This window comes from Variovorax sp. UC122_21, assembly GCF_044056785.1.
In the GTDB taxonomy this organism is placed as follows: domain Bacteria; phylum Pseudomonadota; class Gammaproteobacteria; order Burkholderiales; family Burkholderiaceae_C; genus Variovorax.
Genome location: NZ_CP172003.1, coordinates 178910 through 195781, shown reverse-complemented (window position 1 = coordinate 195781; position 16872 = coordinate 178910). Strand labels below are relative to the sequence as shown.

14 protein-coding genes and 3 pseudogenes are annotated in these 16872 nt (G+C 69.2%); 11 read left to right on the top strand and 6 right to left on the bottom strand.

Annotation, left to right across the window (positions count from 1 at the left end; all coding sequences use genetic code 11):
* Nucleotides 1–19 precede the first annotated feature (19 nt).
* From ACHMXE_RS01045 to ACHMXE_RS01015, 7 genes and pseudogenes are all read left to right on the top strand, one after another.
* Nucleotides 20–799: an ABC transporter ATP-binding protein gene (locus tag ACHMXE_RS01045; protein ID WP_203207148.1), complete on the top strand. Its 780-nt coding sequence runs from the start codon at nt 20–22 to the stop codon at nt 797–799.
* Nucleotides 799–1507 (top strand): annotated as a pseudogene (locus ACHMXE_RS01040) (ABC transporter ATP-binding protein). Before ACHMXE_RS01045 ends, ACHMXE_RS01040 begins: the two are co-directional and overlap by 1 nt.
* 4 nt (nt 1508–1511) lie before the next feature.
* Nucleotides 1512–2399: a branched-chain amino acid ABC transporter permease gene (locus ACHMXE_RS01035; protein ID WP_395346349.1), complete on the top strand. Its 888-nt coding sequence runs from the start codon at nt 1512–1514 to the stop codon at nt 2397–2399.
* A gap of 10 nt (nt 2400–2409) precedes the next feature.
* A complete protein-coding gene (locus ACHMXE_RS01030) occupies nt 2410–3387 on the top strand; it encodes a branched-chain amino acid ABC transporter permease (protein WP_209539604.1) in 978 nt (325 codons plus the stop codon).
* A gap of 266 nt (nt 3388–3653) precedes the next feature.
* Nucleotides 3654–4388, top strand: a complete 735-nt coding sequence (gene imuA, locus ACHMXE_RS01025; RefSeq protein WP_395346348.1) for a translesion DNA synthesis-associated protein ImuA — start codon at nt 3654–3656, stop codon at nt 4386–4388.
* A pseudogene (locus tag ACHMXE_RS01020) lies at nt 4330–5714 on the top strand (Y-family DNA polymerase). The gene imuA and the pseudogene ACHMXE_RS01020 overlap by 59 nt, the downstream one beginning before the upstream one ends.
* Before the next feature lie 9 nt (nt 5715–5723).
* The gene (locus ACHMXE_RS01015; protein ID WP_395346346.1) at nt 5724–8843 is read left to right on the top strand and encodes an error-prone DNA polymerase; all 3120 of its coding nucleotides are present in this window, start codon (nt 5724–5726) and stop codon (nt 8841–8843) included.
* Between the two features lie 33 nt (nt 8844–8876).
* Here the strand turns inward: ACHMXE_RS01015 and ACHMXE_RS01010 are convergent, their stop codons facing one another.
* Nucleotides 8877–9800, bottom strand: a complete 924-nt coding sequence (locus ACHMXE_RS01010) for a LysR family transcriptional regulator (protein ID WP_395346343.1) — start codon at nt 9798–9800, stop codon at nt 8877–8879.
* An 89-nt stretch (nt 9801–9889) separates the two neighbouring features.
* Between ACHMXE_RS01010 and ACHMXE_RS01005 the strand changes: the two genes are divergently transcribed.
* The 4 genes from ACHMXE_RS01005 to ACHMXE_RS00990 are packed head-to-tail and all read left to right on the top strand — an operon-like array spanning nt 9890 to nt 12733.
* Nucleotides 9890–11200: an MFS transporter gene (locus ACHMXE_RS01005; RefSeq protein ID WP_395346342.1), complete on the top strand. Its 1311-nt coding sequence runs from the start codon at nt 9890–9892 to the stop codon at nt 11198–11200.
* The gene (locus tag ACHMXE_RS01000) at nt 11197–12102 is read left to right on the top strand and encodes a polysaccharide deacetylase family protein (RefSeq protein ID WP_395346340.1); all 906 of its coding nucleotides are present in this window, start codon (nt 11197–11199) and stop codon (nt 12100–12102) included. Before ACHMXE_RS01005 ends, ACHMXE_RS01000 begins: the two co-directional genes overlap by 4 nt.
* A complete protein-coding gene (locus ACHMXE_RS00995; protein WP_395346339.1) occupies nt 12099–12296 on the top strand; it encodes a hypothetical protein in 198 nt (65 codons plus the stop codon). Before ACHMXE_RS01000 ends, ACHMXE_RS00995 begins: the two co-directional genes overlap by 4 nt.
* Before the next feature lie 26 nt (nt 12297–12322).
* The gene (locus ACHMXE_RS00990) at nt 12323–12733 is read left to right on the top strand and encodes a hypothetical protein (RefSeq protein WP_395346338.1); all 411 of its coding nucleotides are present in this window, start codon (nt 12323–12325) and stop codon (nt 12731–12733) included.
* Between the two features lie 15 nt (nt 12734–12748).
* On the opposite strand, the pseudogene ACHMXE_RS00985 reads toward ACHMXE_RS00990, so the two are convergent.
* From ACHMXE_RS00985 to ACHMXE_RS00965, 5 genes and pseudogenes are all read right to left on the bottom strand, one after another.
* Nucleotides 12749–13859, bottom strand: a pseudogene (locus tag ACHMXE_RS00985) (CaiB/BaiF CoA transferase family protein).
* Nucleotides 13856–14923 carry an FAD-binding protein gene (locus ACHMXE_RS00980; RefSeq protein ID WP_395347384.1) on the bottom strand — a complete coding sequence of 356 codons (1068 nt, stop codon included), beginning with the start codon at nt 14921–14923 and terminating at the stop codon, nt 13856–13858. Before ACHMXE_RS00980 ends, ACHMXE_RS00985 begins: the two are co-directional and overlap by 4 nt.
* 366 nt (nt 14924–15289) lie before the next feature.
* Nucleotides 15290–15502, bottom strand: coding sequence for an FAD-binding protein (locus ACHMXE_RS00975; RefSeq protein WP_395346337.1), 213 nt, complete (start codon nt 15500–15502; stop codon nt 15290–15292).
* A gap of 98 nt (nt 15503–15600) precedes the next feature.
* The gene (locus tag ACHMXE_RS00970; protein ID WP_395347383.1) at nt 15601–15939 is read right to left on the bottom strand and encodes a Zn-ribbon domain-containing OB-fold protein; all 339 of its coding nucleotides are present in this window, start codon (nt 15937–15939) and stop codon (nt 15601–15603) included.
* A gap of 113 nt (nt 15940–16052) precedes the next feature.
* On the bottom strand, nt 16053–16403 hold the full coding sequence (locus ACHMXE_RS00965) for a thiolase C-terminal domain-containing protein (protein WP_395347382.1): 351 nt from the start codon (nt 16401–16403) through the stop codon (nt 16053–16055).
* Nucleotides 16404–16872: the final 469 nt, after the last annotated feature.

Here is a 16872-nt window from a genome sequence, read left to right as displayed (position 1 = left end):
TGCTCCCACTCTCCTCTCCATGTCGTATCGCACGGACATCATTCTCGAAACACGCCAGCTCACCAAGGAGTTCAAGGGCTTCACTGCTGTCAGCAAGGTCGACCTCTCGGTCGTGCGCGGTTCGATCCACGCGCTCATCGGACCCAACGGCGCGGGCAAGACGACCTGCTTCAACCTGCTCACGAAGTTCCTCGAACCCACCAGCGGCACGATCCTCTTCAACGGCCAGGACATCACCGGCGAGCGCCCCGCGCAGATCGCGCGGCGCGGCATCATCCGCTCGTTCCAGATCTCGGCCGTGTTCCCGCACCTCACGCTGCTGGAGAACGTGCGCCTGGGGCTGCAGCGCCGGCTCGGCACCTCGTACCACTTCTGGAAGAGCGAGAAGTCGCTCGAGCCGCTCAACGCCCGGGCGCGCGAGCTGCTCGCCGAAGTCGGCCTCGAGGATCTCGCCGAAGAGCAGACCGTGAACCTTCCCTATGGCCGCAAGCGCGCGCTGGAGATCGCGACCACGCTCGCGATGGAGCCCGAGCTGATGCTGCTGGACGAGCCCACGCAGGGCATGGGCCATGAGGACGTGCACCGCGTGGCCGAGCTGATCAAGCGCGTGTCGGCGGGCCGCACCATCCTGATGGTCGAACACAACATGAGCGTGGTCTCGACCATCGCCGACACCATCACCGTGCTGCAGCGTGGCGCCGTGCTGGCGGAAGGCCCCTACGCGGAGGTCTCGAAGAACCCGCAGGTCATGGAGGCCTACATGGGCACCACGGACGGCCAACTGCAGGGAGCCCACTGATGACCGCCGCACTCGAGATCAAGGGCCTGCAGGCCTGGTACGGCGAATCGCATGTGCTGCACGGCGTCGACATGGTCGTGCAGCCGGGCGAGGTGGTCACGCTGCTGGGCCGCAACGGCGCGGGCCGCACCACCACGCTGCGCGCGATCATGGGCCTGACGGGCGCCCGCAAGGGCAGCATCGAGGTCAACGGCAAGGAAACGATCGCGATGCCCACGCACCGCATCGCGCACCTGGGCATCGGCTATTGCCCCGAGGAACGCGGCATCTTCGCGAGCCTGTCGTGCGAGGAGAACCTGATGCTGCCGCCGGAGCTGAAAGGCGCGGGGCAGGGCATGTCGGTCGACGAGATCTACGCGATGTTCCCCGAACCTCGCGGAGCGTCGCCACAGCCAGGGCACGCGGCTGTCGGGCGGCGAGCAGCAGATGCTGGCGGTGGCGCGCATCCTGCGCACGGGCGCCAAGCTGCTCTTGCTCGACGAGATCTCCGAAGGCCTGGCGCCGGTGATCGTGCAGGCGCTCGCGCGAATGATCACGACCTTGCGTTCCAAGGGCTACACCATCGTGATGGTGGAGCAGAACTTCCGCTTCGCGGCGCCGCTGGCCGATCGCTTCTACGTGATGGAGCACGGCCGCATCGTCGAGAAATTCGGCGCCGCCGAACTCGAAGCCAGGATGCCTGTGCTCAACGAATTGCTGGGAGTCTGAGGCGATGACGACTGTCTTTGGTTTTCCCGTGCAGGCCCTGCTGAGCCAACTGCTGCTGGGCCTGGTCAACGGGTCGTTCTATGCGATCCTGAGCCTCGGGCTCGCCGTGATCTTCGGGCTGCTCAACGTCATCAACTTCGCGCATGGCGCGCTGTTCATGGTGGGCGCGGTGTTCAGCTGGATGGCGATGAGCTATCTCGGCATCGGCTACTGGGCGATGCTCGCCCTGGCGCCGCTGGTCGTCGGCCTGCTCGGCGTGCTGATCGAGCGGCTGTTCCTGCGCTGGATCTACAAGCTCGACCACCTCTACGGCCTGTTGCTCACGCTGGGCCTCACGCTGCTGATCGAAGGCGCGTTCCGCTCGGTCTACGGCGTCTCGGGCCTGAGCTACGACACGCCCGCGGCACTGGCCAGCGCCAGCGACCTGGGCTTCATGGTGCTGCCCAACTACCGCGCCTGGGTCGTCGTGGCCTCGCTCGCCGTGTGCTTCGCCACCTGGTATGCGATCGAGAAGACGCGCCTGGGCGCCTACCTGCGAGCGGGCACCGAGAACCCGCGGCTGGTGGAGGCCTTCGGCGTCAACGTGCCGCTGATGATCACGCTGACCTATGCCTTCGGCTGCGGCCTCGCCGCCTTCGCCGGCGTGCTGGCCGCGCCGGTGATGCAGGTCTCGCCGCTGATGGGACAGAACCTCATCATCGTGGTGTTCGCCGTCGTCGTGATCGGCGGCATGGGCTCGATCATGGGCGCCATCCTCACCGGCCTGGGCCTGGGCGTGATCGAAGGCCTCACCAAGGTGTTCTATCCGGAGGCCTCGTCCTCGGTCGTGTTCGTGATCATGGTCATCGTGCTGCTGGTGCGACCGGCCGGCCTGTTCGGCAAAGAAAAGTGAGTCCGCGGTCATGAAGAAACTCTCCCTCGTCCTCTATCCGCTGCTGCTCGCCGGGCTGCTGCTCGCGCCCTTCCTCGGCGCCTATCCGGTGTTCGTGATGAAGCTGCTGTGCTTCGCGCTGTTCGCGGCCGCCTTCAACCTGCTGCTGGGTTTCGCCGGCCTGCTGTCCTTCGGGCACGCGGCGTTCCTCGGCTGCTCGGCCTATGTCGCGGGCCAGGCCATGAAGGCCTGGGGCCTGACGCCCGAGCTCGGCCTGGTCGCGGGCACGCTCACCGGTGCCTTGCTAGGCTGGGTCTTCGGTTCGCTGGCGATCCGCCGCCAGGGCATCTACTTCGCGATGATCACCTTGGCGCTCGCGCAGATGATGTTCTTCGTCGCGCTGCAGGCGAGGTTCACCGGCGGCGAGGACGGCCTGCAGGGCGTGCCGCGCGGCAAGCTGTTCGGGCTCGTCGACCTCAGCGACGACCTCACGATGTACTACGTCGCGCTCGCCGTGTGCGTGCTGGCCTTCCTGCTGATCGTGCGCACCGTGCATTCGCCGTTCGGGCAGGTGCTCAAGGGCATCAAGGAGAACGAGCCGCGCGCGCTCTCGCTGGGCTACGACGTCAGCCGCTTCAAGCTGCTGGCCTTCGTGATCTCGGCGGCGCTGTCGGGCCTCGCGGGTTCGCTCAAGACCTTGGTGCTGGGCTTCGCCACCTTGTCCGACGTGCACTGGACCGCGTCGGGCCAGGTCGTGCTGATGACGCTGGTTGGCGGGCTGGGCACCCTGTCGGGCCCGCTGGTGGGATCGGCCGTGGTCGTGCTGCTGGAGAACAAGCTCGGCGAGTTCGGCAACCTGCTCGCGCGCATCACGAGCATCGAGTGGTTCAACACGCTGGGCGAGTCGGTGACCATGGTCACGGGCCTGATCTTCGTGGTGTGCGTGCTGGCCTTCCGCAAGGGGATCATGGGCGAGGTGGTGGCGTTCATGGCGCGGCGCCGGCTGTAGCGCGCCCGGTTTCGGGCCGGTGGCGCGGGGCCCTGGGTCCAGCACGATGCGTGACCTGGCCGCTCCGTACCCCGGTGCGCGAAGGAATTTGTAAACCTTCTTGCTAAGAACCTGAAGGCTTTGAGATACTGTTTATCCATACAGTATCAGGAGCCACGATGGCCATCTCCCTGTCATGGGCGGGTGGTGTCCACACGCCCCTGGCCTCTCAACCAGGCGCTTCACGAGTCGGTGCGCATCGACGGCCGATGGTCCTTCCACCAGACGTGGAATCCGCGGTCTGGCGTGGTGATTCGCTGGGCACGCCCGTGACTTCGACGGTCAGCAGCGGCTTCCTGGTCCTGGACGCCGAGCTTCCGGGTGGCGGCTGGCCCTGCGGATCTCTGACCGAAGTCCTGCAAGTGCAATCCACGGTCCTGGAGTGGCGTCTCCTGGCGCCGGCCATGCGCGCGTTGGTCGAGCAGGACAGGCAGATCGTCGTCGTCGGGCCGCCGAAGGCGCCCCATCTGCCCGGCCTTCGTCAACTGGGACTCGACGAGCGCCGGCTGGTCTGGGTCGACGTGCAGAAGCCGGTCGAACGCCTGTGGGCGACCGAGCAGCTGATCAAGTCCAATGCCGCGGGCATGCTCGTGAGCTGGCTGCCGCAGGCGCGCCAGGAGCAAATTCGGCGGCTCCAGGTGTGTGCCCAGGGTTGCGACGGCCCTGTCATCCTCTGGCGTCCTGCCGCGGCGGCCGACGAAGCCTCGGCCGCGCCTTTGCGGCTGCGGGCGCGCTTCGGCCTCGATTGGGAACTGCGCATCCATCTGCTCAAGCGAAAGGGGCCGCCTCACGAGGGCGAACTCGCACTGCCGTCGGTTCCAGGCGGCCTGCAGGACATCCTCACGCCGCGCCTGAGTCACCCGAGCCGCCTGATCGCGGCCCGTCATTCCCGAGACCTTCCCCATGCTGTGGGCAGCCCTTCTTCCCGACAGCCTGCCGGACGCGCCCCAGCCTCGCACTGAGATGCTCGCGGGTCTGGCGACGTGGTGCCTGCAATTCACGCCACGCGTTGCCGTCCTCGAGGCGCTTCTGGAATGCCCGGCGGTGGTCATGGAGCTCGAACAGAGCCTGCGTCTGTTCGGTGGCAAGCGCCGGCTGGTCGAGCGGGTGCGAGAGGAGTGCATCGACCTGGGCGTGCGACAGCTGGCGTGGGCCCCCACGAGCCTGGCCGCACTCGCCGTGGCCAGGGCAGGCCTGTCCAACGGATTTGCCAGGCCGCTCGCGCAACTCCTCGATGCGTTGCCACTCGAGAACTTGACGCAGGTCGCGGCCCATGGGCCAACGCTGGCGCGGCTGGGATGCCGGACCCTGGGGCAGGTGCGTGCGCTGCCGCGCGGCGGGCTGAGCCGGCGTTTCGATGCACAGCTGTTGTCGGCGCTCGACCAGGCCTATGGCTTGCGGCCCGAAACCCATGCATGGGCGCAGCTGCCCGAAAGCTTCCTGGCGAAGCTCGAGCTGATGGCACGCGTCGAGCATGCGCCGGCACTTCTCTTCGGTGCGCGTCGCCTCATGCTGCAGATGGCTGGCTGGCTCATGGCGCGCCGATCGGGCGTGACCGCCTTCACCCTGCGCTGGTGCCACGACGCGATGCGCGCCAGGAGCGCGGGCGATGGCGGCGAGCTCACGGTGCGCACGGCACAGGCCACGCGCGACACCGAGCACCTGATGCGCTTGCTGGCCGAGCATCTGGCGAAGGTGGAACTGCTGGCGCCCGTGGGCGACCTCGCGTTGGCCGCCACGGAGGTCCAGCCGCTGGAGGAAAGAAGCTTGTCGATGCTGCCCGAGGCAAGGCAATCGGGAGAGAGCCTGGCACTGGTGCTCGAGCGCATCGCGGCGCGGCTGGGGCCGGACCACGTGTTGCGTCCGGTCCTCCTCGAAGACCATCGCATGGAATGGATGTGCCGCTGGCGCCCGGCGCCCGAGCCGGCACCACGCGCCAGATGCCGGCCCCTCGAGGTGCCTCAGCCGACTTTCATCCTGCCGAAGCCGCTGCGCCTGGCCACCGAGAACAACCGGCCGATCTACCAGGGCGTGCTCCAGCTGCTTGCCGGCCCGCATCGCGTCGAGGAGGATGGTGGGATCGGACTTCGACCGGGGCGCACGCCGATGAGGACGAGAAAGGCGATCGAAGGCCGCCGCACGAAGCGAAGGCTCCGCAGGAGAGCACGCGTCATGTCGCCCGTGACTACTGGGTGGCCGTGAGCGAGCACGCCGGTGTGCTGTGGATCTTCCAGATGCGCCTGGCCGGGGAAGAGACCGGCTGGTTCCTGCACGGCACGTTTGCGTGAGGACGCGCCATGCAGCTGCCCGAATACGCCGAGCTCAAATGCGTGAGCAACTTCAGCTTTCTGCGCGGCGCCAGCCAGCCCGAAGAACTCGTCGAGCGCGCGAAGCAACTGGGCTACGCGGCGCTGGCCATCACCGACGAGTGCAGCCTGGCCGGCGTGGTGCGTGCGCACGTGGCGGCCAGGGAGCATGGGCTGCGGTTGCTGATCGGCAGCCAGTTCCTGGTGGAGCCGGAGCCGGTCGATCCGAATGCCATCCCCTTCACGCTGACCGTGCTGGCCTGCCACCTGGAGGGCTACGGCAATCTCTCCCAATTCATCACCAAGCTGCGCCGCGCGTCCGAAAAAGGCGCCTATCGGCTGCCCATCGCCGAGATCCAGGGCTCGGAACTCGAAGACTGCGTGGTGCTGGCTTCGCCCCGGCGCATGGCAACGCCGGCGCAGCTGCAGTGGCTCGGAGGCTGGCTGCTGCGCCAGTTCCTGGGGCGCTGCTGGCTGGCGGTGGAAAAGCTGCGGCTGCTCGACGACGAGATGTGGCTGTACCGGCTGAGCCAGGTGGGCAAGGACATGGAGATTCCTCTCGTCGCGGCGGGCGATGTCCACTTCCATGTGCGATCGCGCAAGCCCTTGCAGGACGTGATGACGGCCACACGCTTGCGCAAGCCGCTGACGGAATGCGGACTCGATCTGCAGCCCAATGCGGAGCGACATCTGCGCACCCGGCTGCGGCTTGCGCAAACCTACGGCGCCGAGCTGCTCGCGCAGACGCTCGAGGTGGTCGAACGCTGCAGTTTCAGCCTTGACGAGTTGCGCTATCAGTATCCCGACGAGGTTGTGCCCGAAGGCGCAACGCCGGCAAGCCATCTGCGCCGGATCACCTACGAAGGAGCGGGGCGCCGCTGGCCCGACGGCATTCCAGCCAGGATCCAGACGCAGATCGAGCACGAGCTCGCGCTGATCGCCGACCTGCGCTACGAACACTACTTCCTCACGGTGGCCGACATCGTGGCCTTCGCGCGCTCCCGACACATCCTCTGCCAAGGGCGCGGCAGTGCCGCCAACAGCGTGGTCTGCTACTGCACGGGTGTCACGGAGGTCGACCCTGGTCGCATGAGCGTTCTCTTCGAGCGCTTCATCTCCAGGCAGCGCAACGAGCCACCGGACATCGATGTCGACTTCGAGCACGAGCGGCGAGAAGAGGTCTTGCAGTATCTGTACGCCAAGTACGGACGCGAGCGCGCCGCCATCACGGGCGTGGTGATCAGCTACAGGCCGAAGAGCGCGATCCGCGATGTGGGCAAGGCCCTGGGCATGTCGCTCGAGATCGTCGACGCGCTCGCCAAGGGACACCAGTGGTGGGATGGCGGCGAGGTTCGCCCGGAGCGTTTGCAGGAGATCGGCCTGTCGATGGAGTCATTGCAGGTTCGACAGCTGATGCACCTGACCGCGCAGCTGATCGGATTCCCTCGGCACCTGAGCCAGCACACCGGTGGTTTCGTGCTCACCAAAGGACTGTTGTGTCGCATGGTGCCCATCGAGAACGCATCGATGCCCCATCGCACCGTGATCGAGTGGGACAAGGACGACCTCGACGCGCTCGGCCTGCTGAAGGTGGATTGCCTGGCCCTGGGCATGTTGACGGCGATCCGCAAGGCGCTCGACTTCATCGGCCAGCGCAAGGGGTGCGTGTTCGGCATGCAGGACATTCCCGCGGAGGACAGTGCCACCTACGACATGATCTGCAAGGCCGACACCGTCGGCGTCTTCCAGATCGAGAGCCGCGCGCAGATGAGCATGCTGCCGCGACTGAAGCCGCGTTGCTTCTACGACCTGGTCATCGAGGTCGCCATCGTGCGCCCGGGCCCCATCCAGGGCGGCATGGTGCATCCGTACCTCGATCGTCGCCAGGGCAGGGAACCCGTGGTCTACCCGAGCGAGGCACTGAAGGAAGCGTTGGGCCGCACCCTCGGCGTGCCGGTGTTCCAGGAGCAGGTGATGCAGATCTCGATCCTGGCGGCCGGCTTCACACCCGGAGAGGCCGATGGCCTGCGCCGTTCCATGGCCGCCTGGCGGCGCAAGGGAGGGCTCGAGCACTATCACGCCAAGATCGTCAACGGCATGACGGCGCGCGGTTATGAAGAGAGCTTCGCCAAGGCCATCTTCGAGCAGATCAAGGGCTTCAGCGAATACGGCTTTCCGGAGAGCCATGCGGCGTCTTTCGCGCTCCTGGTCTATGCGAGCTGCTGGATCAAGTGCCATCACCCGGCCGAGTTCCTCGCCGCCATGCTCAACTCGCAACCGCTGGGCTTCTATTCGCCGTCGCAACTCGTGCAGGATGCGAGGCGCCACCACGTCGAGGTGCGACCCGTCGACGTGATGTACAGCGACATCGACTGCACGCTGGAGGACCTGGCGCACCAACCCGCGGTGCGCCTCGGCTTGCGGATGATCGGCGGCTTGGCTGCCGCTTCGGCGCAGCGCATCGTTCGGGCCCGCGAACTGCAGGTCTTCGACAGTGCGCAAGACCTTGCCCTTCGTGCTGAGCTGCAGGTGCACGAGATGAAGCTGCTGGCCGCCGCGGATGCATTGCTGAGCCTCTCGGGCCATCGACGCCAGCAAGTCTGGGAGGCGGCGGGGCTGCGAGCCGCGCCCGAGTTGCTGCGCAATGCCCCGGTCGATGAGGAGTTTCTCGAGCTCGAGCCGGCACCGGAAGGCGAGGAGATCGTGTTCGACCATGCGTCCACCGGCCTGAGCCTGCGCAGGCATCCGCTGGCCCTCCTGCGCGAGCGCCTGGCGCGTCGAGGGCTGGCCACGTCGCAGGACCTGGAAGCCGTGGAAAACGGCGAGCAAGTGAGCTACTGCGGGATCGTGACCTTGCGCCAGCAGCCGGAGACCGCGAAAGGGACGATCTTCGTGTCGCTCGAGGACGAGACCGGCGTGGTGCAGGTGATCGTCTGGAAAGGGCTGCGCGAACTGCAACGCCGGGAACTGCTCGGTGCGCGCCTCATGGCCGTGCACGGGACCTGGCAGCGCGAAGGAGCGGTCAAGAATCTCATCGCGGGCCGGATCGAGGATCTCACGCCGTTGCTGGGCAGGCTCGCTGCGTCGGCGACGAGTCGGGATTTTCGCTGAACAGGATCGGACGGCATGTCGTTGCAGGCGTCGTCATTCCACCGCCGCCTCGTCCGGCAAGCTCCCCTTCGATTTCACGAACGCCTGCATGTGCTTCAGGAAGGCGTTCGCCGCCGGCGTCAGCTCCGCGTCGCTGCGCGAATAGACGCCCATGTTCCGCTTGACCGTCGGCCGCACCAGCATCCGCGTCTGCACGCCGGTGCGGCGCGAGAGCTGGCGCACGTTGACCGGCAGCGCGGCCACGCCCATGCCCGCGGCCACCATGCTGATCAGCGTGGAGGAGAAGGTCGCGACATGCGCGGGCACCGGCCGCAGGCCGACGGAATCGAAGGCCGCGTCGGCCAGCGCGCGCGACGGGCTCTGGTCGGACAGGCTGATCAGCGGATGCTTGGCCAGCTCGCGCCAGGTGACGGCGCCGCGCTCCGCGAGCGGATGGCCATCGGGCACCAGCGCCACCAGATGGTCCTGGTAGAGCGTGACCTCCGTCAGCCCCGGCTCGCCTTCGACCAGCGTGCCGACGCCGAGGTCGACCTCGCCGCGGCGCACCTGGTCGCGGATGGTCTCCTCGAAGCCGTCCTTGAGGATGCACTGGATGCCCGGATGGCGCTGTTGGAACGACTGGATCACCCAGGGCAGCAGCGTGGCCGCGATCACGATGGAGGCGGCCACCGTGACCCGGCCGCGCTTGACCTCGGCCAGCGCGCGCGATCCGGCGACCGCGGCCTCGAGGTCCTCGAGCGCCTTGCGCGCCAGCGGCAGGAACTCGGCGCCCGCCTCGGTCAGCTGGACCACGCGCGTGCTGCGGTAGAACAGCCGCAGGCCGATCTGCTCCTCGAGTTCCTTGACCAGCGTGGACAACGCGGAGGGCGAGAGGTGCATGCGCTCGGCCGCGCGCGCGAAGGCGCCGACCTCGGCCACTGCGAGGAAGGCCCGGATCTGGCGCAGCGTAATGTTCATCTTTGGCGAATAATCGTTCGGATCATTCTGATTGTCCAAGCATTGAGCCGGTGCTGCAATGGCGCCGTCCATCGATCAGGAGCATCCCCATGACGACATCCGCCACGGCGAACACCGCCCCGCGCGCCGAAGACCGGCCCGCATCCTCGACCAGTCCGCGGCGCGTCGCCGCCGCGAGCCTGGTCGGCACCACGCTGGAGTTCTACGACCACTTCGTCTTCGGCACGGCGGCGGCGCTGGTGTTTCCGAAGCTGTTCTTCCCGCAGACCGACCCCTTCGTCGCGACCATCCTGTCGCTGCTGTCGTACGGCATCGCCTTCGTCGCGCGGCCGGTGGGGGCCGCGATCTTCGGCTCGCTGGGCGACAAGCTCGGCCGGCGCTTCGTGCTGGTCTCGACCCTGCTGGTCATGGGCCTGTCGACCTTCCTGATCGGGCTGCTGCCGACCTACGAGCATGTCGGGCTGCTCGCGCCGCTGCTGCTGGCGGTGCTGCGCTTCGCCCAAGGGCTCGCGCTGGGCGGCGAATGGGGCGGGGCGGCGCTGATGGTCAACGAGTTCGATGCCAGCGGCCGCCGCCGCGGCTTCTACGGCAGCCTGGTGCAGGTCGCGAGCCCGATCGGCGTGCTGATCGCCAATGCGATGTTCGGCTTCATGAACACGGTCACCACCGATGCGCAGTTCATGGACTGGGGCTGGCGCGTGCCCTTCCTCGCGAGCATCCTGCTCGTGGGCATCGGCTACTTCATCCGCCGCACGATCGAGGAATCCCCGGTCTTCAAGAGCCTCGAGAAGAGCGACCACAAGGCCGAGGCGCCGCTGGCCGAGACACTGCGCAAGCACTGGCGCCAGGTGCTGCTGGCGATCGGGGTGCGCGCCGGCGAGGGCGTCATCTGGTATGTGTTCTCGCTGCTGCTGCTGATCTACGTGCCGAACCGGCTCGGCCTGCCGCGGCAGGTGGCCTTGAATGCCGTGCTGTGGGGCGCGGCGGTCGGCGTGGTCGCGATTCCGCTGTTTGGTGCGCTGTCCGACCGCTTCGGCCGCAAGCCGATGCTGCTGCTGGGCGTGGCCGCCTCGATCGTCTGGTCGTTCGCGTACTTTCCGCTGCTGGAGACGCGCAATCCCTCGCTGGTGGTGCTCGCCGCGGTGATCGGCATGGTCTGCCAGGCCTCGCTGTGGGCGCCGCTCGCGGCCTTCATCCCCGACATGTTCGAGTCCAGGGTGCGGTGCACGGGTGCATCGTTGGGTTTCCAGCTCGCGGGCGTCTTCGGCGGCGCGCTCGCGCCCAGCATCTGCGTCTGGCTGCTCGACCGCTTCGACAGTCCGCTGTCGATCTCAATCTACTGCACCCTCGGCCTGCTGCTGATCGGCGTCTGCGTGGCGAAGGCGAAGGTGCAGCGATGAGCGAGGCGGTGCGCGACTTCATCGGCTACGGGCGCGCGCGTCCCGACTTCGAATGGCCGGGCGGCCGACGCGTCGCGCTCAGCGTGGTCGTCAACTACGAGGAGGGCGCGGAGAACTGCGTGCTCGAGGGCGATACCTTTTCGGAGGTGCTCAACAGCGACGTGTCGGGCGCGACGGCGCGCGCCGGGCGCCGCAACCTGGTGGTGGAGTCGCACTACGAATACGGCAGCCGGGCCGGCCATTGGCGCATCCTCGACCTGCTCGCCGAATGCCGGGTGCCGGCCACCTACTTCGCGGTGTCGGGCGCGCTCGAGAAGCATCCCGAGGCCGCGCGATCGATCGTCGAGGCCGGGCACGAGGTGGTCTCGCACGGCGCGCGCTGGATCGACTACGACGAGGTGCCCGAGGCGACCGAGCGCGAACACATGGTGCGTTCGCTCGACGTGCTCGAGCGCCTGTGCGGCGAACGCCCGGTCGGTTGGTACACCGGCCGCGTCAGCCCGCGCACGCGCATGCTCGCCGTCGAGCAGGGACTGCAGTACGACTCGGACGCCTACAACGACGACCTGCCGTACTGGACGCGGGTCGGCGACAAGCCGCATCTGGTGCTGCCCTACAGCTTCGACTGCAACGACATGCGCTTCGCCTCGGCACCGGGCTTCGACACGCCCGACGACTTCACCGACCACCTGCGGCGCACGCTCGCCTGCCTGCGGCGCGAAGGCCGCCGGCAGGCGTCGATGATGTCGATCGGCCTGCACCTGCGCCTGGCGGGGCGGCCCGGGCGCGCGGAGGCGCTGCGCGAGTTCCTGCTCGCGGCTTCCGAATTTCCCGATGTCTGGTTCTGCCGGCGGCGCGACATCGCGCAGTTCTGGCGCCACCGCTTTCCGGCCACGCCATGACCGCGAAGACGCTGTTCCTCAATCCGAACGCGAGCCGCGAGATCACGGCCACGCTGCGGCGCCACATCGCGCGTGGCGGCTGGCCGTCCGGATGCTGGGCCGCCGCCGAGGTCGAGGCGGCGCCACGGATCATCGGCTCCGCCGCCGACAACGCGCGGGCCGAGGCGGCGCTGGCGCGCGCGCTGCCGGCCTGAGCGAGGGCTTCGACCGGGTGGTGGCGATGTCGTCGGTCGACACGGGTTACGAGATCGTGCGCGAGCGCTTCGGCGACGCGGCCCATGGTTTCACGCGCAGCGTGCTGGCGCTGCACCGGAAGCGCGGGCATCGGCTCGACATCGTGACCTTCGACCGCGGCATGACGGCGCTCTACGAGGCTGCCTTCGAGGCGACCGGCCATGCGTGCACGATCGACGGCTGGCAGGTGATCGATCTCGCGCCGGCCGTCATCGCCGCGCAGCCGGAGATCGCGCTGGATGCGCTGCGCGAACGCTGCGAGAGCTTCGGCGGGCGGCAGCCGGTTTTCGTGGTCGGCGTGGTCGGCCTCGACCTTGCCGCCGGTCTGCGCGATGCCGGCATGCGGCAGGTGATCGATCCGGTGGCGGACCTGCTCGACTGGCTCGGCGAGGGCTGATGTGCCGACGGCCGTTCAGCCCCAGCGCGCCAGAACCCGCGCAGCCGGCGTCGCCTCGCGCGCCGCCGGCCCCTGCACCCGCGACGGCGTGCGCGAGAAACGCGGCGCCGGTGCCGGTTGCCGCACGCCTTCGACATCGACGAAGGCCTCGCGCGCGCCGTGGTGCGGATGGGCGGGTGCCTCGCTCAGCGCGAGCACGGGCGCGACGCAGGCATCGCTGCCGTCGAACAGCGCGGTCCACTCGTCGCGGCCGCGGGTGCGGAACAAGCGCTCGAACTCGGCGCGCAGCGCGGGCCAGCGCGCGCGGTCGTGCTGCGCATCGCGCAGCGCGGGGTCGACGCCCAGGCGCTCGCACAGCTCGGCGAAGAACTGCGGCTCGATCGGCCCGATGCAGACATGGCGGCCGTCGGCGGTGGCGTAGCTGCCGTAGTAGGGCGCGCCGCCGTCGAGCGCATTGGTGCCGCGTTCCTCGCGGAAGGTGCCACGCATCGCGCTGGTGGCGAACAGGCTCATCAGCGAGTTCACGCCGTCGACGATGGCCGCGTCGACCACCTGGCCCTGCCCTGAGCGCCGGCTCTCGAGCAGCGCGGCCAGGATGCCGACGACGAGGTAGAGGCTGCCGCCGCCGTAGTCGCCCACCAGGTTCAGCGGCGGCACCGGCGCGCCACCGGCCGGGCCGATGGCATGCAGCGCGCCGGTCAGCGCGATGTAGTTGATGTCGTGGCCCGCGGCCTGCGCGGAGCGGGCCGTGCTGGCCCCAGCCCGTCATGCGGCCGTAGACCAGCCGCGGATTGCGCCGCAGCGCCTCGTCGGGGCCCAGGCCCAGGCGCTCCATCACGCCGGGCCGGAAGCCCTCGACCAGCACGTCGGCGCGCGCGAGCAGGCCCAGCACCTCCTCGCACGAGCCGGGGTCCTTGAGGTCGGCCAGCACCACGGTGCGGCCACGGCCCGTGATGTCGCTGCGGTCGCCGAGTCGGCGCGCGGGGCGGTCGATGGTGATCACGTCGGCGCCCATGTCCGACAGCAGCATGCAGGCGAAGGGCGCGGGCCCGAGGCCGGCGAACTCGAGGACGCGCAGGCCGGCGAGCGGGCCGCTGGCCTCGCGGGGAGTGGAGGTGGGATTCATCGTTGGGAGGAAGGTGTGTGGGGGTTGCGTCGTGCCACATGCCGCGCGATGCGCCAGCCGAACACGATCGCGGGCCCGAGCGTGATGCCCGGCCCCGGATAGGCGCCGCGCATGATCGAGGCCATGTCGTTGCCGCAGGCATAGAGGCCCGCGATGGGTTGTCCGTCCGTGTCGAGCACGGCGCCGTCGGCATCGGTGGCCAGGCCCGCGCTCGACGCGGCTTCGCCGGGCCAGACCGCCAGCGCGCAGAACGGCGGCTGCGCGATCGGGCCGAGGCAGGGGTTGGGCGCATGTGCCGCATCGCCGTTGAAGCGGCCGAGCTCGGTGCTGCCCTTGCCGAAGTCCGGGTCCTCGCCGGCTTCGGCATGGCGGTTGTGGCGCGCGACGGTGGCTGCCAGCGTGCGCGCATCGATGCCCAGCCGCGCGGCCAGTGCGTCGATGTCGTGCGCGAGCACGGATAGCCCGATGCCTCGTGCCGCCGCAGCGCGCTCGCGCGCGTGCCGGGCGGGATCGGTGCCGAGGCCGTAGGCGCGCACGAAGGCCGCATCGCAGACCAGCCAGGCCGGCGGCGTCGATGCACCGGGGCGCATCCGCGCGAGCAGGGCCTCGACGAAGTGGTGGTACGAAGCGCTTTCGTCGACGAAGCGGCGCCCGTCGGCATCGACCGCGATCAGCCCGGGCTTGGCGCGGTCGAGGTACAGGTGCGGGAAGAGCCCGGGTTCGCCACCGGCGCGCGGTGCCAGCGAAACGGGCTGCCAGAAGAAGTCGCCCGGATGGCGTTCGAGCCGCGCGCCGGCGCGCGGCGCGGCATCGAGGCCCTCGCCGCGGTTGCCCTCGAAGGACTGCGGCCGCAGCGTGCGCGGCGACACGCCGGCCGGCGCGAGCTGGGCGCGCAACGCCGCATGATGGCCGACACCGCCGGTGGCGAGCACCACGCCGAGGCGGCTCGCGACGCGCCGCGTCGATCCCTCGTGGTCGAACACGCCACCCGTGACGCGACCCGCCGAGATCTCGAGTTGCCGCAGCCGCATGCCGAAGCGCACCGGCACGCCGGCCTGGCGCAGGCTGAAGTACAGCCGCGCGACGAGCGCATTGCCCCAGCACCAGGCGCGTGCCGCGCGCGTGCATCAGCCGGTCGCGCGCATGGCGCAGCACCAGCCGCGCGGGCATGGCGGAAGTTCGCGATGCTGCCCCAGCGGTAGGCCAGGGCCTGCACGTCGGCCTTGTTGGCCATCATGCCGCCGAGCACCATGAACTCGGGCATCGGCGCGCGGATGCGTTCGAAGTCGCGGCCCAGCCGCCGGCCGTCGAAGGGCAGCGGCGAGAGCGCGCGGCCCGCCACGGCAGCGCCGGGCAGCGCGAGGTAGTCGGGATGGCGGCCGGCCGAGGCGAAGCGCAGTTCCGAACGGGCCTCGAGGAAGGCGATCGCCTCAGGGGCGCTCGCGAGATAGGCTGCGCGCAGTCCGCGCGGGATCGTGCTCGCCGAGGATCGCGTCGAGATAACGCGCGGCCTCGGCGGCGGAGTCGGCGAAGCCCGCCGCTGCGCCTTGCGCATTGCCCGGCACCCACAGCGTGCCGGCCGAGGTGGCGGTGGTGCCGCCGACCTGCTCGCCGGCCTCGCACAGCACCACGTCGAGGCCCATGAGCGCGCCCCGAGAGCGCGACGCTCATGCCGCCCGCGCCGGCGCCGATCACGAGCAGGTCGCAGATGTCGGCCTCCTGATCGCCGGTGCGCGCGGACTCAGGCACGTCGCCACTGCAGCAGCGCGTACGGCGGCTGCGCATCCGGATGGTGTTCGAACACGCCCTCGACCTCGGCGCCGATCTCCACCGCCTGCATCGGATCGCCGAGCAGGTTGCCGACCATGCGCACGTTGCCGGCCCCGGGCAGCTCGACCAGCACCACGAGGTAGGCGCCATGGTCCTTGAGCGCCGCATGCGCCGGATGCCACACGCGCTCCCAGCTGTAGATGCGGCCGCGCGGCGCGACTTCGACCCAGGCGGGATCGAAGGCATGGCAGCGGTGGCAGATCCACTCGGGGCCGAACTGCCAGGTGCCGCAGTGCGTGCAGCGCTGCACGCGCAAGACGCCCTCGCGCAGGCCTTGCCAGTAGGGTTCCGACAATCCATCGGGCTCCGACACGGGGATCGGCAGGCCCGCGGGCAGGTAGCGCTTCTCGTCGTTCGCGTCGTTCACAGCACGTTCTCCGATCCCAGCAGCAGATCGCTCGCGGGCGTGACCATGGGGCCGCCGATCACCAGCGCCACGTCGCTGCGCGCCGCCTGGCTGGTCGAGCTGCCGCGCACCTGGCGCACCGCCTCGAGCACCAGCTCGAAGCCATGCATGTAGCACTCGGCGAGATTGCCGCCGCTGGTGTTGAGCGGCAGCCGGCCCGTGGGGGCCGTGAGGTTCTCGAGCGTGAGGAAGTCGTTGGCCTCGCCGGGTTCGAAGAAGCCGTGCTCGGCCAGCGCCATCGCCACGCCGCCGGTGAAGTTCTCGTAGCTCTGCACCACGCCCACGTCGGACGGCGCGATGCCGGCCATCGCGTAGAGGTCGGGCGCCACGGGTGTCGAAGCCCGCGCTCGCATAGCGCGGCGCATTGTGCGGATGCGCGCCGGCGCGAAAGCCCGAGCCCGAGGCCGCGCCGAGCAGGTAGGCGGGCTTGTGCGCGAAGTCCTTCGCGCGCTCGGACGCCACCAGCACGATCGCGGCGGCGCCGTCGTTCTCCATGCAGCAGTCGTACAGATGAAAAGGTTCGGCGATCCAGCGCGAGGCGTCGTACTTCGCGGCATCGAGCGGCTTGCCGTGCATCACGGCGCGCGGATTGGCCTGCGCATGGTGGTAGGAGGCAAGGGCGATGGCGCGCAGCGCCTCCTGCCGCACGCCGTGCTCGTGCATGAAGCGCCGCACGCGCATCGCGAAGCGCTGCGGTGGCGAGAGCACGCCGTGGGGCATGAGGTAGGCCTTCTCGCCGGAAATGGTGTCGATGCCGCCGACCTGGCCGAAGCGCCC